At 34.6% G+C, this 17158-nt stretch carries 14 protein-coding genes; 5 read left to right on the top strand and 9 right to left on the bottom strand.

Annotation, left to right across the window (positions count from 1 at the left end):
* The first annotated feature begins 31 nt into the window (after positions 1-31).
* Complete coding sequence (locus AC1Q5Z_RS04970; RefSeq protein ID WP_278021819.1) at positions 32-820, top strand: polysaccharide lyase; 789 nt, start codon at positions 32-34, stop codon at positions 818-820.
* Positions 821-923: 103 nt separating this feature from the next.
* On the opposite strand, the gene AC1Q5Z_RS04965 is transcribed toward AC1Q5Z_RS04970, so the two are convergent.
* The 3 genes from AC1Q5Z_RS04965 to AC1Q5Z_RS04955 all read right to left on the bottom strand — a co-directional run bounded on the left by AC1Q5Z_RS04965 (position 924) and on the right by AC1Q5Z_RS04955 (position 4401).
* Positions 924-1898, bottom strand: a complete 975-nt coding sequence (locus AC1Q5Z_RS04965; RefSeq protein WP_343587781.1) for a GNAT family N-acetyltransferase — start codon at positions 1896-1898, stop codon at positions 924-926.
* A gap of 165 nt (positions 1899-2063) precedes the next feature.
* Complete coding sequence (locus AC1Q5Z_RS04960; protein ID WP_343587784.1) at positions 2064-2759, bottom strand: LytR/AlgR family response regulator transcription factor; 696 nt, start codon at positions 2757-2759, stop codon at positions 2064-2066.
* Position 2760: 1 nt separating this feature from the next.
* Positions 2761-4401 carry a histidine kinase gene (locus AC1Q5Z_RS04955; protein WP_492443968.1) on the bottom strand — a complete coding sequence of 547 codons (1641 nt, stop codon included), beginning with the start codon at positions 4399-4401 and terminating at the stop codon, positions 2761-2763.
* A 124-nt stretch (positions 4402-4525) separates the two neighbouring features.
* Here AC1Q5Z_RS04955 and AC1Q5Z_RS04950 point away from each other — a divergent pair, with 124 nt between their 5' ends.
* Positions 4526-6904, top strand: coding sequence for a TonB-dependent receptor (locus AC1Q5Z_RS04950; RefSeq protein ID WP_492443967.1), 2379 nt, complete (start codon positions 4526-4528; stop codon positions 6902-6904).
* 57 nt (positions 6905-6961) lie between these two features.
* Here the strand turns inward: AC1Q5Z_RS04950 and AC1Q5Z_RS04945 are convergent, their stop codons facing one another.
* Both AC1Q5Z_RS04945 and AC1Q5Z_RS04940 read right to left on the bottom strand, forming a co-directional pair.
* On the bottom strand, positions 6962-7981 hold the full coding sequence (locus tag AC1Q5Z_RS04945) for an LLM class flavin-dependent oxidoreductase (RefSeq protein WP_492443966.1): 1020 nt from the start codon (positions 7979-7981) through the stop codon (positions 6962-6964).
* Between the two features lie 150 nt (positions 7982-8131).
* The gene (locus tag AC1Q5Z_RS04940) at positions 8132-9748 is read right to left on the bottom strand and encodes an arylsulfatase (RefSeq protein ID WP_492443965.1); all 1617 of its coding nucleotides are present in this window, start codon (positions 9746-9748) and stop codon (positions 8132-8134) included.
* Positions 9749-9989: 241 nt separating this feature from the next.
* Between AC1Q5Z_RS04940 and AC1Q5Z_RS04935 the strand changes: the two genes are divergently transcribed.
* Positions 9990-10988 carry an aldo/keto reductase gene (locus tag AC1Q5Z_RS04935; RefSeq protein WP_343587792.1) on the top strand — a complete coding sequence of 333 codons (999 nt, stop codon included), beginning with the start codon at positions 9990-9992 and terminating at the stop codon, positions 10986-10988.
* Between the two features lie 18 nt (positions 10989-11006).
* Entirely contained in the window at positions 11007-11906 is a 900-nt protein-coding gene (locus tag AC1Q5Z_RS04930) for a helix-turn-helix domain-containing protein (RefSeq protein WP_492443964.1), read from the top strand.
* Between the two features lie 153 nt (positions 11907-12059).
* On the opposite strand, the gene AC1Q5Z_RS04925 is transcribed toward AC1Q5Z_RS04930, so the two are convergent.
* Together AC1Q5Z_RS04925 and AC1Q5Z_RS04920 are read right to left on the bottom strand one after the other, a co-directional pair.
* Complete coding sequence (locus AC1Q5Z_RS04925) at positions 12060-12908, bottom strand: SIR2 family NAD-dependent protein deacylase (RefSeq protein WP_492443963.1); 849 nt, start codon at positions 12906-12908, stop codon at positions 12060-12062.
* A 12-nt stretch (positions 12909-12920) separates the two neighbouring features.
* Entirely contained in the window at positions 12921-13853 is a 933-nt protein-coding gene (locus tag AC1Q5Z_RS04920) for an NAD-dependent epimerase/dehydratase family protein (protein WP_492443962.1), read from the bottom strand.
* 170 nt (positions 13854-14023) lie between these two features.
* Between AC1Q5Z_RS04920 and AC1Q5Z_RS04915 the strand changes: the two genes are divergently transcribed.
* Positions 14024-14842, top strand: coding sequence for a helix-turn-helix domain-containing protein (locus AC1Q5Z_RS04915; RefSeq protein ID WP_492443961.1), 819 nt, complete (start codon positions 14024-14026; stop codon positions 14840-14842).
* Here AC1Q5Z_RS04915 and AC1Q5Z_RS04910 read toward each other — a convergent pair.
* Positions 14839-15291 (bottom strand): YybH family protein, encoded by a 453-nt coding sequence (locus tag AC1Q5Z_RS04910; protein WP_492443960.1) that lies wholly within the window; start codon positions 15289-15291, stop codon positions 14839-14841. The genes AC1Q5Z_RS04915 and AC1Q5Z_RS04910 overlap by 4 nt on opposite strands.
* Before the next feature lie 442 nt (positions 15292-15733).
* Positions 15734-17158 (bottom strand): SusD/RagB family nutrient-binding outer membrane lipoprotein, encoded by a 1425-nt coding sequence (locus tag AC1Q5Z_RS04905; protein ID WP_492443959.1) that lies wholly within the window; start codon positions 17156-17158, stop codon positions 15734-15736.

The raw sequence follows: 17158 nt of genomic DNA, 5'->3' as shown, positions 1-17158 counted from the left end.
TTAATTGTTTACTAACCTTAAAATTTAAAAAATGAAGAAAATCATAAAATTAACTTGTATGCTAGCCACTGCAGCATTGCTATTTTATTCTTGCGAAAAGGAACAAGATTTAGATGTGGCTAAAACTGCTAAGAAAGATGCACCCGTATTGGCCAATAAAGACACTCTTTCTGTAAGTTCTGAACTTCAAGGTAGCGCAACTGCAAAAGGAACGGCTACTGCAAGAACCATAACTTTGCAAACCAATACCTTATCTTGCCCTGGTGGATTGTGCACATCGTATGGGGTTTGGTCTACTGGAGTTTATACGGTTTGGTTTCAAATGAAATTTAACAACGGATTTTTCTGGAGCCGAGGTGGCAAATGCGGATATGGTATCTTAATTGGCGACCAAAATACAGGCGGTGATCCAGGTTGGGACGGAAATGGCGGTAGCGCAAGATTTATGTGGTATTGTCCAAACGGATCTAATTCTGCTAAAGGAAGTGGCGCTTATCTTCAGCCTTATGTGTATTATAGAGATCAGCCTGGACAATATGGCAATGATTTTGGAAAGAAATACTATATACAGGAAGGTGTTACTTATAATTGTCAGATATCTGTGAAATTAAATACAGGATCAAATACTGACGGATATGTTAAATATTACGTAAATGGCACAGAGATATTAAACGAAAAAATTCGTTGGGTAACAAACGATTCTAAACGAAATGTCAATGCAGTAAGCTTACATACTTTCCGTGGCGGAAGTCAAGAATACTGGAAAGCTCCTGTAACAAGCTCTATTTACTATCCAAGTGCTTCTTGGGACGCTTTATAATATATAATACACTTTAAAGAAAATTTGAACCGAAAAAACAAACCCTACAACTTCGATGTTTTTTAATTAATAAAGCATCGAAGTTGTTTTAGTTAAAAACCTTCTACAATTCTTTCTTAAAACAAATACTGGTTTCTATTCCAGCATATTGTCCATAATTTTCAATAACTGTATAAGTTCTAGTATATAATGCCACCGCTTCTACTTGCACATTACTTGTTTCCAAAACAGAAAAAGTATAACCCAATTCTTTTGCCCAACTTTCAAGTTGGTTTAAAATATTATATGCTATTCCTCTTCCTCTATATTCTTCAGAAACAAACATACGTTTTACCTCAACAGATTCATTATCAAATTGTTTTATAGCTCCACAACCAACTGCAACGCCGTTGATATAAGCAATAATAACATGCTTAATAGCATCTACCTTATTAAACTGATTGAAGTATTCCTGCATGTCTCCATTTCTGCTTGCTAAGTTCTCATCTAGTTTTACAATTAAATTTGCAAAATCGGTGTTTTGAGAAGTCGTTCTAACGAATTCTAGATCTTCAGTATATCCGTATATTTTCATATCTGTTAAGTCTTCTTCTCTTTTTCTATAATCTTTCTTTAAAAGCCCTTCATATACAAATCCAGAACGCTCCGCAACTTTAATGCTTGCTGTATTATCTACAGCAATTTTCATAAATAATCTATTAAACTTTTTCTTTGCAAAACACCAATTTTTAAATGCTTTTAATGCTTCAGCACCGTAATTATTGCCACTATATTTTTCGAAAATAAAATAAGCAAGTTCGCCTTTTGGTACTTTCCAGTCAATTTCTCTAACCGATATATGACCTATAAATTCATTATTTTCTTTTAAAAATATAGCGCAAGCAAAACCTTTATTTTCTTGCCAATCTATGGTTTTCTGCTCCATATATTTTTTTGCAGCTTCCAAACTGTCGTTAACCTTTAACATATTAGTAAAGTAATCGTACAAGTATTCGCGATTATCGGTTATGCTTTTAAAAAAACATTCAGAATGTTCGGGACTGTAAGGTTTTATTAGAAGGTTTTTGGTTGTTATCATTTTATGGTAAATTGTAGTTGTGCTTTCTAAAGGTAAAACTATACAAAACCTGATGCGTAAAAATGCTATTTTTCTATTAGTTAATGCGTTTTTTGCATTAGACTGCTTTTTTGACAAGTAGTAATCGAAAAGAAGAAATGCTTCAAATCAAAAAGCATTCTAAAACTAAATCAGCTTATTTTTAATCTCTTTATACTTAGAACGACCGATTGGCAACAAGTCGCCGTTTTTGAGTTGCATACTGTACTTTCCTCCTGCTTCTACCGCAATTTTATCTGCTTGTTCCCAAGAAAGAATATACGATTTGTGTATTCTTTCGAAGGTGTCGGGAAGCAGTTTTTCTAAAGCTTCAAGCGATTTATCGTGTAATTCTATTTTATTATTTGCCAAATGCAACTCGGTATAAATTCCTGCGCCTTTTATGTATAAAATTTCATTAACAGGAACGAGTTTAAAGGTCTTTGCTTTTCTTACTGCCAAAAAACGAACATCGGCGCCAGATTGTTTTCCTTGAGCGGTAAAGCGCGTAAAGGCTTGCGATAATCTGTTTTGATCGAATGGCTTTGGTACAAAATCTAAAACACCATAATTAAAAGCTGTAATGGCTTTATCGGTGTAAGCTGATACAATAATGGTCTGAAACGGACCAGCAACAAAAGTCTGCAGGATTTCAAAGCCATCTTCTCCATTCAGATTCAAATCTAAAAGCAGCAAATCAATTTCATTATTTTCAATAATCAAAAGTCCGTTTTCGAGAGAATCAGAAAGCAGAATCTGCGCGTCTTTGTCAAAGAAATCACGTGCCATTCTTTCTACTCTCTTGGCAATACGAGCTTCATCTTCAATTATGAGTATTTTCATTTTAATCAAAAATTTTAATGATAGTCTCCCAACCTTTTTCTACAGAATGAGAATCAAAAGACCATTTGGTACCATAACTTTCTGTTAATCTAGCTTCAATGTATTTAAATCCAGTTCCTATTCGCTTCTCTTTTTTAGCTTTTCGATTTTTGGCAAAAGTCAGCAAAGTGTATTCTTTAAATTGCTTTTCTCTAGTAAATTTTAAACAGAAAACGATACAGCCTTGTTCTGGAGGAAGACTATGCGTTATTCCGTTTTCTATTATGGTATGAAAAATAGCTGGCGGAATGGTTTCCTTTTCATCAATTTCTTCTTCTTGCCATTCATAACAAATTTCTTTCCGAAAAGACATTACTTCCAAATGTCTTCGGCACAAATCGATTTCTTGTCTGATCGGAATAAGTGTATCTTCAGCAATATCATTCATTATATCAAATTCTTCTGCAAGAGCACGAATAAAAACAACTCCTTCTTTTGGCGATTCTTCTATCCAATCAATCAATGAAGTTAAAGTATTACGAAGAAAATGCGGCTGAATATTTTTCTTAATCAATTCTAATTGCAATCTAGAAGAAAGCAGCAATGATGCATTATGTGCTTCTTCCATCGCTTTTGCTCGTATCGTATGCAAATAAAGCATACAGAGCACTAAAATGGTAAAAGCAATAAACAACCCAAAATCATAAAACATAAAATAATTGACAACAACGCCCGCCAATAAACCAGCCGCTACAATAAGTCCGCCTTTCGTTTTTCTAATTGCAGCATCAATTGCGATTATAATTGAAAAAAATCGAGCTGTAATGGTAAAATAAGCTGCAGAAATATCATAATGCCCATAATAGCTAATATAAACTGCTAAAAGAGAAATAAATAAAAGAATCAAAAATAGTTTCTTTCTTTTAAATTCAAATTGAAGCATAAAGTACCACGGCACCAGCATTGAAATAGCAAAAGTAAGCCAACCTATAATCTTTAAACGAGTATAAAATTGATCGTAAGGAATCTCTAAATAATATTTTACATATTCTATAATTAATAGACAGAAGAAAAGCAGACAAATAATTCCGAAAAGCAAAACTGCTAATTCTTTTCGTGTGCTGTTTATATACAAAAAGAAATAATAAATACCTGCAATAAGAAAAGCGCCCGCCATAAGATTCATAAAAGATACTACAACAAGCGGTGAACGATGAAGCTGGAGATAGTTTTTAAGTTTCACATCTATACCGCGTTCTGCTTCTCTGTTATAAACTTGTGAACCGATTAAAATAACGGTATGTTTTCCAAGATTAGATAATTTTTTCGGAATTTGATAATACGACGTTTCTGTCCCAGGAACCTCAGCACGACCTGATTTTGCCATTTGACCGTTTCTTCCCACCAAAACGCCATCCCAATACACATCAAAAGCACCAAAAGCATTTATCTGAAGTCCGAGAGATTCAGAAGTATTGTTACGTTTTTGGATTTCAACATCTGTTTGAAATTTAAAACTCGAACTATCTGGTTTTCCCCACTCCATTTGCTGATGATCGTAATCAACCTCATAGGTTACGTCGGTTGTAACGTACTCTTTGTAATAATTACACGAGGTAAATAGCAACAGCAGTAAAACGTTGAAAAAGTAAGATTTATACATAAGATAAAGATAAAACAAATATCCAATTGCCAAATGCATTTGAAAAGTTCGTAGAGCCGTTTGAATGTTTTCAGAAATACCAATTCATTTTATGAATTAATCTTGTACAACAAAATCAATCCAAATGAAAACCTTAATAATCAATACCTTAATTCTATTTATTCCTCTTTTAGGAATAGGACAACAAACCGTTATTTCTGGTAAAGTTCAAGACAATGCGACAAAAGAAGCATTGCCTTACGTAACAGTAACAGTACAAGATGATGCCTCAAAAACATTAGCTACAACTATAACTGACGATCAAGGCTTATTTAGTCTTGAAACAGCTTTAAGTGATAAAACAACTATTACGTTTAGTTATACAGGTTATCAAGATCATACACAATCTATAGTCGTTTCTGAAAAACAAAAAATTGAATTGGGAACAATTGATTTAATTACTGATGCCGTACAATTAAAAGCAGTAGAAATTAATGGCCAGAAATCGAATATCAGTTTAAAATTAGACAAAAAAGTTTTTGAAGTTGGTAAAGATGTGCTTTCGCAAAATGGTTCTGCTCATGATGTTTTAAATGGAGTTCCGTCAGTCGCGGTTGATCAAACGGGAACAATAAGTTTGAGAGGCAACAACAATGTCTTGGTATTAATTAACGGAAGACAATCTGGACTTACTCAAAGTAATGCCCTTGACCAAATTGCAGCCGATCAAATTGAAAGAATTGAAGTTATTACTAATCCTTCTTCAAGATATGATGCTGCGGGTTCTGCGGGAATTATTAATATTATTTTGAAAAAGAACAAGAAGAGCGGTTTTAGCGGTCAGGTTCGATTAGTTGCTGGATCTCCAAATGACAGTCGGCTTAATCCTAGCATCAATTATAAATCGAACAAAATCAATATTTTTTCTAATTTCAGTATTCGTTCTAGCGATTACGTAGGTTTGTATACGACCAATCAAGTAACCAATAGTACTACTTCGCCAAATTATATGTATCGCGTACAAAATGAAGATCGTCACGATGATGGCAAATTGCTTTATATGGGCGCCGATTATTTTATTAATGAACATCAGACCATAACAGCTGCTTTCTTAAAGAATGCCACGCATGATAATGATAAAACCGATTTACGATATCTATACGATAGTGATCTTGAAAATACAACGCCTGACAGTCTTTTGACCAGACACGGAAAGTCTTTGGAAAAACGCGATTATAGTCAGCTTGAGTTTAATTATACCCGAACATTTAAACAAAAAACAAAAAAATGGACGATTGATGTGCAATACGATTGGTGGAATAGCGACAAAAAATGGAATCTTTCTACACAACGTTTAATTCCTGATGCAATGATTTATCCTGGCATTAGAACCAGCTCGGTAGGAAACAGCAAAGATTTTCTGGCGAAGACAGATTTTATTCAGCCAATTGACAGCCTTTCTACTTTAGAATTTGGAATAAAAACTGAAATTAGAACGGTTTTGAGTAATTATTTGGCAGAAGAACAACAGGATAATAATTGGGTAATCTATCAGAATATTGATAATGATTTAAATTATGATGAAACCATAACTGGTGCCTATACACAATTTAGCAGCAAAATCAATAAGTTTAGCTATATGCTGGGCTTGAGAGCTGAGTTTACAGATATTTCTATAAAAGATGTAGAAAATGCTTATAGCGATAAAAAAGACTACAACAAGCTCTTTCCTACTATCAATCTGAGCTATAAGTTTGATGGTTCGGCTTTACAGCTCAATTACAGCAAACGCATTAAACGTCCGACATTATACGCTTTGTACCCTTTTAATGAAGTTACCGATTTGAATGCGCAATACATTGGAAATCCTGATTTGAATCCTTCCTATACTGATGCGTTTGAAATGACGTTTTTAAAAAATTGGAAAACATTTACTCTGAATCCTTCTGTTTACTATCAATACGAAAAAGGTTTTATTCAAGATTATACGTATCGTCAAGATGATATTTTCCTTACAACACCCATAAATATTGATTACGAAATAAGAAGCGGAATTGAATTATCTGCCTTATACAATCCTTTAAAATGGTTTCAGCTTAATGCCGAAATGAATTATTATCACTTCAAACAAAAAGGAAACTATATGGAACAAAATCTTGATTACAGCAGTCAGAACTTTACTGCAAGATTAAGTACTCAGATCAAACTTCCAGCTAAATTTAGTTTTCAAGGGCGTTATAACTTTCGTGGAGAAAAACGCAATGCACAAACTATCAATCAGGCCTTACAATCAATTGATTTCGGATTAAGTAAACTTCTGCTTAAAGATAAAGCGACTATTGTTTTTGATGTTACGAATGCTTTTAATCTTCGCCAATACAAAAGCGTTACAACTGGAACCGATTATGTTATTAAAGATAATAGCATTCCTAATGCAGCAAGATATCGTCTGAGTTTTGTCTATCGTTTTAATCTAACAGATTCAAAAACAATTAGGCAAGCAAATGACGCTAATAGAGATTAATTTTTACTAAAAAAGCCCTCCATAAACAGAGGGCTTTTTTATTCTTTTTTATCAAAACTATCGCCAACCTAATGCAGGTGCAACGTGTTCTAAAATAGACGATAAAATATGAATATTGTAATCGACTCCAATGGTATTCGGAATAGTTAACAACAAAGTATCGGCTTCTTGAATCGCTTCGTCTTGAGCCAATTCTTCAATTAGTTTATCAGGTTCTGCAGCATAGCTTTTACCAAAAATTGCTCTTTTATCTTGCTCGATATAACCAAAGCTGTCATTGCCTTTAGCTTGTCCGCCAAAGTAATATCTATCTTGCTCATTGACCAATGCAAAAATCGAACGGCTTACAGAAACTCTAGCTTCACGCTGATGTCCTGCTTTTTTCCAAGCTTCTTTGTATATTCTTATCTGCTCGGCTTGCTGAACGTGAAAAGGTTTTCCGTTTTCATCGTATTTAAGCGTCGAACTCTGAAGATGCATTCCGTTTTCGGCAGCCCAAACCGCCGTTGCATTAGATGCTGCTCCCCACCAGATTCTTTCTCTTAAACCTTCAGAATGAGGTTCAATACGTAACAATCCAGGCGGATTTGGAAACATTGGATACGGATTTGGTTCTGCAAATCCCCCTTTAAGCTTATCCAAAAATTCTAGCGCTTTTTTACGTCCCATATCGGCATCGGTTTCACCCTTATCAGGTTCGTAGCCAAAATAACTCCAACCGTCAATAACTTGTTCTGGAGATCCTCTGCTTATTCCCAATTGTAAGCGTCCTTCTGATATCAAGTCGGCAGATCCAGCATCTTCAACCATATATAATGGATTCTCATAGCGCATATCAATTACGCCCGTTCCGATCTCAATTTTACTAGTCTTAGCACCAATAGCTGAAAGCAAAGGAAAAGGCGATGCTAACTGCTGCGCAAAATGATGCACGCGAAAGTAAGCACCATCAATGCCAATTTCTTCAGCAGCTACAGCCAAATCAATAGACTGCAATAATGTATCTGCCGCTGTACGAGTTTTATATGATGGATGATTAGCCCAATGCCCAAATGATAAAAATCCTATTTTCTTCATAATGGCTTTATTTTTTTATTCTCTCAAATATACGCATCACAATTGAGTAATACTAGATTTTACTGCATAATTGCCTCGTAAATTAATTTAATGTTTTAAGAACTTTTCGTGCTCTAAAAAAGAAAGTCGGACAGTTGTCCGACTTTCTTTTTATTGTTTAGAATCAACACTCAAAGGAGGAAGACTAACTTTCTTTTCATTCATCATTTTTTTCACCTGTTCAATAGTTCTATAGCGTTCTATCTGCATCTCGCCAGTAAATGTTTCGCTCTGCGGAGCTCTTGGCGGTATTTGAGCATACGTTTTCATCAAATCGGCAATAGCCTGATTAAAAATTATGGCCGTCCAAGTTTTTTCTGTCCAGCTGTTCATAAACAAATCATAGCGTTCCTGCGGATCCTGCCACAAATTGTAAATGGCTGGTACGGTAGCTACGTAAGTTTCGTCGCCTCTCCATCCTAACTGTTGTCCTGGTGCATCACTACCTGCAATAGCGCCATTATCTCCTCGAGTATTAAATACCGCTTTAAATTTACCAATACGAACCGCACCTGGAGAAAGTTCTGCTTCTGTAAAATAGAACCATCTGTCGCGAAGCGGCGTTCCTTTTTTAAACAATACATTAGACATATCGTAACTGTCAAATACCATATCAGCACCTGCTCTATCTTTTTTAGGAAGTTCAACTCCTGCAAGGCTGGCAAATGTTGCCATAAGGTCTAGCCCTCCTACAATATCGTGGCTTTGACTTCCTGCTTCAATTTGTCCTGGCCACCAAGCAATTGCAGGCACACGGCTACCGCCTTCTCTATCAGTTCCTTTGGTACCTCTAAACGGAGTATATCCAGAATCAGGATGTACATCTTGCCAAGCACCATTATCTACTGTATAAATAACAATAGTATTCTCGGCAATGCCTAAAGAACGAATCTTATCCATAATACGGCCTACATTATAATCCATCTCTACTACAGCATCAGAGTATTTACTTTTTCCTGGTGATTTTCCAACAAATTGTTTTGAAGGAAGGTTTGGCTGATGATTTTTAGCAAAATTAATGCACATAAAGAACGGATCTTTGCTTTTTCCATATTCATCAAGCTGTTTCAGATTGTTCTCTACCATCATCATATCTAGCTCGGCAATATTCTCTTCTGTAACTTTACTAACTTCACGGGCTTTGCCACCTGCTTCACCTTCAAGTATTCCGGTCGTTACTTTTTTGAAAAGATCTAGCATTTCTGGAGACATCTCTGGATTCCAAGACTGAAAAGCATAAGTATAAGCATTCAAATGATACAGCACCACATTCTGCATTTTATCAAAACCGTGTGCTATGGGCATAGAATAATCTGCTTCTCCTAGATGCCATTTTCCAGAAAAATAGGTTTTATAATTGGCTTTTTTTAGCACAGAAGCCAATGTCCATTCTTCTTTCGGTAATCCGCCTCCTTGCCCCTGAAAAGCAACAGTAGTCATACCGCTACGATTTGGGATACGTCCTGTAAGCATGGCAGCTCTTCCGGGAGTACAGCTTGGCTGTCCGTAAAACGACCAAAATTGCATGCCTTCTTTTGCCATTCTATCTAGATTTGGTGTTGGCATACCGCGACCAACTCCTCCTCCATAAACTCCTAAATCTCCCCAACCCGTGTCGTCTGAGATTACCATTATGATATTGGGTTTCTTTTTAGTTTGAGCTTCTATATCAGAAAATACCAATAAAGTTAAGCCTGTTAAAAGTACTGCTAGAGCATTTTTCTTCATAATTTCTAATTTTTAGTATGAGTATTGATACTAAAATTAATTTTTTGCCTTCTAACTCTACGGTATATTTATTTGTTTGATGTTCCATTTTATAACATGAAACCAAGTTGTTCAAATGAAACAGTAGTAATCAATTGAAACCAATCTAATCATATGTAATTTAAATACAATCTTCCGTAATTAGCAAACCTATATGTCTTCAGTCTTTCTCGAAATTTGTATGCAACTAAAATTATAAAAGATGAAACAGATTAAATTAGGAAATCAAGGATTAGTTATTCCGCCAATTGGTTTGGGGTGTATGGGAATGACAGGTTTTGAAGAAGGAAATATGTACGGTCTTGCAGACGAAAAAGAAGCGATTCAAACGATTCATCGTTCACTTGAATTGGGTGGTAATTTTTTGGATACAGCAGATTTGTATGGTCCTTTAAAAAACGAACAGCTTATAGCTAAAGCGATCGGAAAAGAACGTGATAAATATATAATAGCTACAAAATTTGGCTGGGAAATAGATGATAGCGGAAAAGTAACTTGGGCCATAAACGGAAGCAAAAAGTATATCAAAAAGGCAGTAGAACGTTCACTTAAAAATCTAAATACAGATTATATCGATTTGTATTACATGCATCGTTTAGACAAAAACACTCCTATAGAAGAAACTGTCGACGCGATGAGTGATCTTGTTAAAGAAGGTAAGGTAAAATATATTGGACTATCTGAAGTATCTTCTGAAACCATTAAAAAAGCACATCAAGTTCATCCCATAACGGCTGTGCAAAGTGAGTATTCTTTATTTGAAAGAACCGTAGAAGAAAGAGGAATCTTAAAAACATTAGAAGAATTAAAAATAGGTTTTGTCGCTTATTCGCCTTTGGGGCGCGGGTTTTTATCTGGGCAGATTCGTTCTATTGATGATCTTCCTGAAAATGATTTCCGCAGAGCTATTCCTCGTTTTCAGGAAAACTATTTCCATAAAAATATTGAATTGGTAAAAGCGGTTGAAAAAATGGCTGAAGAAAAAAATGTCAATTCATCTCAACTGGCTTTAGCATGGATTATCAGTAAAGGAATTGTACCTATTCCTGGAACTAAACGCAGAAAGTATCTTGAACAAAATATTGGCTCTACTGCTATAGAATTGAGCCAAAACGATCTTTTAAAATTAGAAAGTATTGTACCTTTGGGAACAGATACTGGGGCTCCGTATGATGAGTTCAGTATGGGACTTCTTGACTAAACTAAAAAATCCGTTGTTATGAATACTATAGTATCTGTATCTGCTTTTCACCGTTTACTTTCTCTTCCAGAACCTAAACACCCAATGGTTAGTGTTATCAATTTATCTCAAAGTGTTTTTCTTGATGATGAAATCTGGAAAGGATTTACGAATAAATTCTATTGTGTTGCTTTAAAAAAAAATGCAAAAGGAAAAATCAGATACAGTCAGGGACATTATGACTATGATAAAGGCGTATTAAGTTTTACGGCACCCAACCAAGTCCAGTATTTGGATTTTCATACAATGGAATGTGGCGAAGGCTCTCTTCTTATATTTCATGAAGATTTTATTTTAAAACATCCTTTAGCACAGAAAATATTTGATTTTGGATTTTTCTCGTATGCCGTCAATGAAGCACTGCATTTATCTGAACAAGAAGAAAATTATCTGATTGAAATTTTAGATAGAATTGACAAAGAATGCCAGCATATTGATCACCATACACAAGATATTATTCTGTCACAAATTGATTTACTTTTAAACTATTCGAGCCGTTTTTACGAAAGACAGTTTATAACCCGAAAAAACAGCAGTCATGCTCTGCTTACAAAATTCGAAAGGTTTATTAATGAATATTACAATGATGACTCAACAGAAAAAGGTCTTTTAAGCGTTGGTCTAATCGCCGAAGCACTCAGTCTTTCCCCAAACTATCTCAGCGATTTCTTGAAAATACATACAGGAAGAAATACAAAAGAGCATATTTATGAAAAGCTCGTTAATAAAGCTAAAGAGAAACTGTCTGTCAGTGAATTATCTGTCAGTGAAATTGCCTACAATCTTGGTTTCGAACATCCGCAGTCATTCAGTACGTTTTTTAAAAAACGAACACAAATGGCTCCTTTAGAATTTCGGGAAAAGATTCGAAACAATTAAAATTCTATAATAAAAAGAAAGAGCTGTCCAATAATTGACAGCTCTTTCTTAATCAAAATAAATTCTATAAAAGAAGTGTTTTTTTGCTAAGTAGAAACAACACCTTCATAATAAACGTTGTAAATTTCTTTTAATTCGAGGTTTTTATTTCTTTTACTCTTGAACAACATTATGCAATATCTCATGTATTGTTTTTAAAGCTTCTGTTGAGGTTGCACGAATAGTAATTTTATTTTTCTTGTCTTTAAGCAATTTTGTAAACAAATTATCTTCTGTATTAATATCAACTATTGTTCCTCCATACTTTAAAGTTGTTTCTGCAATCGCCATTGGCAAATTAGTTGCTCCAGATGTACCAACAATAAAAAGAATTCCTGAGTTTTTTGCTACCTTTAAGGAACTAAATTTCTTATTTGTCTTTTCATCATAATATTCATCAAACCATAAAATATTGGGTCTCATCCAACTCCCACATTCTTTGCATTTCAGTAATTCAATATCTTTTTGGTTTAAATCTTCATCTATGTCTTTGCCCTCAATTTCTATTGGCAAATGGTGTATTTCTTTGCATCCATTCGAACATTTAATTTCTCTGTTATTGCCATGTATTTCGAATATCCTTTCTACACCAGAATGTCTATGAAGATTGTCTATATTTTGAGTAATCAAGTGAAACCTATCCTGTAAAAGTTTTTCAATTGCGGCTATTTCGTGATGGCTGTTATTTGTCTGAGCACTTTCAAACATTTTCTTTCTAAACAATGAATATTGCCAAACCTCTTCTGGATTTTCTTTAAAATAGGCAAACGTTCCAAATTCTTCTGGTTTATGAAACTTTGTACCTTTTACCCAAATTCCATCTATACCTCTATAAGTCGGAATACCGCTTTCAGCAGAAATTCCCGCGCCAGTCAAAAATGTGAAAAGATTTCTATTCTTTTTGTTATAAACCTGTTTTATGATTTCGGTAAGCTGTTCTTTCATAATTTCTTCATACGTCAAACAAATGTAATTTTATTTAGACAATTGCTCTTCTTTTATTTCTTCAATTCCTTTTCTATAGCTTGTTACAACGAAATCTGGAAAACGTTTTCTAAATTTTGAATCATCAAAAACATTGGCGTGTTCGTATCTTGGAAGCAATTCCTGCAATTCTTTTGCTCTTTTACTAAAAAACGCCCCTATTGAAAATACAAACTTCGGAATAACTTTATACTTTAATTCTTTGCCATAAATTTTAGAAGCCAACACAATGAATTCTTTATAGTTAAGATGGCTTTCGTCTACAGGCAAATGCCAAGTCTCATTAAAAGCATCTGGAGTATTCCCTATTAAAGCTGTGGCACGACTTGCGTCTGGTGTCCAAATTAAACTTCTTTTTTTTGTATCGCTTAAAGGCACTTTTAGCTTTTTATTTTCCTTAATCGCATTAAAAATTAAAGTATTTGTAATGCTTTGTGTTTTTGCTGGACCATAAAATTCGGGAGCACGACAGATTACTGCTTCTAATTTACCCGATTTTATTTCGTTTAAAACCATTTCAGCCATTTCTTTTCTAATTTCACCTTTTCTTCCAATGGGCTCAAAAGCAGTTTCTTCTGTAAGCACCCTACTATCTTGCGGATACATATAAGTATTATCAAAAAACACCAATTTGGCTTTATTGATTTTACAGGCTTCAATAACATTTCTCATTATCAATAGAAATTGCTTTTCCCATAAATCAGTATCCATCGGAAGTCCTAAAGTAAAATAAGCTATTTCACTTCCTTTTACAGCTTCTATTGCTTTTTCTTTAATAGTCAAATCTGCCGAAAAAACCATATCTGTATCATTTACTTTTTTCGCTTTACGGCTTACAATTCGTATATCTGAAGTATAATTTCTTTTCAGTTCTCTTGCCAATTCTTCTCCAATCTGTCCATTGGCTCCTAATATTGTCTGCATATTGATTCGCTTTTTTAATTGCTTGAATTCCCTCTGATACTTATTTCTAAATTATAGAAATTTATAACAACATCTCTACAGCTTTAACTCATTTATATTAGATTTTATTGCTAATTTAGAACTTGCTAAGAATCAGTTAATTTACTTCCTAAATTACAACAAAAAACGATATGCAGATTTTACCGTCCGCCAGTTTAGCGCCGTTTATAAAGAACTATACTGTTGTTACAATTGAAAAAGATCTTGACAATGAAGTATTTTATCCAAGCGGTTATGTCGATTTGATTATAAATATTTCTGGAGGATTTGCCGCAACCATTATCAACGGCAAACAGAAAAATACTCCTGCCATAGAATTATTGGGGCATCTAACGCTTCCAACTCGTCTTTCTGTAGCAAAAGGCACTTCGGTACTCATTGCAAGAATATATCCGCATGCCAGTGCATTATTTTTTTCTGATCCGCTATCAGAATTTACGAATTATGCCACCGATATGTATGATGTGGCTTTGGGAGAGAATAGAGATTTGTATGATAAGATTATGGAAACTGATGATCTTTTGTCTAAAATCAATGTTTTAGAAACATATTTTCTTCAAAAATTAAAGAAAAATGAAACCCGATTAAAAAAGGTTTCCATAATACAGCATTTGAGTCAAGAGTTATTTCGAAATCACCAGCAATTGGATTTACCTTTCCTTGCCCGAAATTCAGGATTATCAGAAAGGTATATCCAAAAACTTTATCTTGCTAATATTGGTATTAGTCCAGCTGCTTTTACATCAGTAATCCGATTTAATAAAAGCTTGAATTTGGTGCTCAATACGACAGAATCATTAACTACTATAGCTTACGATAATGGCTATTATGACCAAGCTCATTTTATAAAAGAATTTAAGAAGTTTACTGGCATTACGCCATCTGTATCCAGAAACTCGCTGCTTAAAAACGATACTGATTTACAACAGGCTGTCAACATTGGTTTTTAACCTTGTTTTGCAGGATGATTGCTGCTAAACATATCACGATGCATTTTCCAGCCTTCTTTGGTTTTCTTCCAGATTACAATTACTTTTCCGTCGTCTAGTTTTTTGCCATTCATATCGGTCATTTCATAAAAACTTTCTTCTGTAACAGCTGTTTTTGGATCTCCATAAAGATGCTGAATTGTGAATATAACATGCACTTGAGGTCCGCCTCTAAAAAAGGAGTCAATTTGCTTTGCTCCACATTTTGGTTCTCCATTTGGCGGAAACAAACAAGCGTCACCTGTATATCTAGCAACAATAGAACCGTCATTCTTATTGGTAAAATCGGAGAACGTTTTGTTACTCGCTTCAATAATTTTTTGTACTTCTTTTAAAGCTGAATCTGTCGTTTGGGCATTACACCAAAAAGTAAGCATCAAGAGTGTGCTTAAAATAATTTTTGTTTTCATGGTTTATATATTTTTTTACAAAGGAAATTATTCAGATAAGGCAAAAATTGTAAAATAACGAACAACTTTTTCTAATTCGTTTTACCTTTGAATACAATTCAATCTAAATAATGAACCGGAATCATATTGAAATACATCGAGATGAAATGCAGTTTCATATTGGAAACGCGGAAGTTCTGAAGAAGAATCAAACCACGAAAGACAAAAACAGCGAATGGAATAATACAAAAAGCCCTGTATCAAAAATAATACAGGGCTCTTTTGCTCTAAAAACTCATTCCGAAAGAATGTTTCGTTGGTAGAATTTTTCATTCCGTAGGAACGTTTGATTAAACGTTAAATATGTTGTTTCCTCAAAGCAGGTGTCCCTACGGGACATAATGCATAACAATTCTTTTTTTTTCTATCAACCAGATATTCCTACGGAATATTATTTGCAAATTTATTTGGCATCAAACCATAATTTGGTTGTCAATAAATCTTTTCCTTGATCTGCAACAGCTGCTTGGTAACTTGCTCCGTTAAGAGATTGTTCTGTTCCGGGATAAAAAAGACGCGAAGGTAATTTTCCGTCCAAAACAGTTGCAGGACCAGCTGTTAATACAGGGTAGTCTAGTCTTCTCCACTCTGTAAAGGCATCAAGACCTTGTCCGAAGAAAGCAATCCATTTTTGCGTACCAATCGATTTTGCATAATTTAATGCATCGTATTTCACACTTGCCTGATCAAGATAAGTTGAAATAGTTGTCGCATTTGTAATTCCAAACTGATTCAAAGATGCTGTAATAGCATTTTTATAATACTGTTCTGCATCTCCAGAAATATACCCGCGGGCTGCAGCTTCTGCAAGATTAAATAATGTTTCTGAGTAAGAAGCAATTACCGCAGGAGAAGCCGATGTTAAGAAATAAGTTCCTGGTTTTGATGTTTTAGCAAAACCTTGACTATTAGCATCACTATTTGACAATCCGTTAGCGCCACCAACATACTTTCCAACGCTTGCATCAGAAGGCAATTGAGCAAAAACAGGCAAACGAGGATCTGATAATGCGTATAATTGATCTACCATAGTTTTTGAAATACGGAAATCATCTCTAGTTTCAAACCAAGCCGAAGCTGGATTTTGCTGCGGTGAGCTTGTATAAACAAATTGAAATGTTTCAGAATTGCTGCTAATTAATCCGCCTGCATCGCTTGTCGCATCAATTGCTGCTTGTTTAGCCAAAACAGGTTCTTTGTCAGAAATTCTCAAAGCAATACGCAAACGAAGCGAGTTTACCAGTTTTTTCCATTTCAAAATATCACCTTTATAAGCCAAATCACCAGTAACCGAACCATTTGCTGGATTTAACAAAGATTGCGCTTGTTTTAAATCTTCAAGCAAACCGGTATATACTTCTTTTTGTGTATTGTATGCAGGTGTTACTTTCTGACCAGCTTCTTTGTACGGAATATTTCCGTAAGCATCTGTCAGCAATAAAAAGGTCCAAGAACGTAATGTTAATGCAATTCCTTTATAATTTGAATTTGCCTGAGCATCTGGAAATTTTAAAATCGTATTCAAATCTGTAATTAGAGTCGAATATCCCTTATCCCACAATGCTGTGAAAGAAGTATTCGAAACATCGTAACGATCTGGTTCTGTATATTGAATTTTAGCCCAATGCTGCACAAACAGCAAAGTAGAGTTAAAGTTGTTTGCGTCTCCCCAATACAAATCGGCACCTTGTTTTAGTGTACCTGTCAAAAGATATGGAGCAAGCGGCGTTTCAGTTGCATTTGGATTTTTATTAATATCGTCCAAAGTATCACTGCAAGAGCTCAGTGTCAATGCAAACAGTATTGTATATGATAGTTTTTTTAGCAT

This window comes from Flavobacterium sp. GW823-FHT06G12 (genome assembly GCF_058794775.1).
The sequence above is the reverse complement of the archived record's forward strand: the minus strand, read 5'-3'. Positions and strand labels throughout refer to the sequence as shown.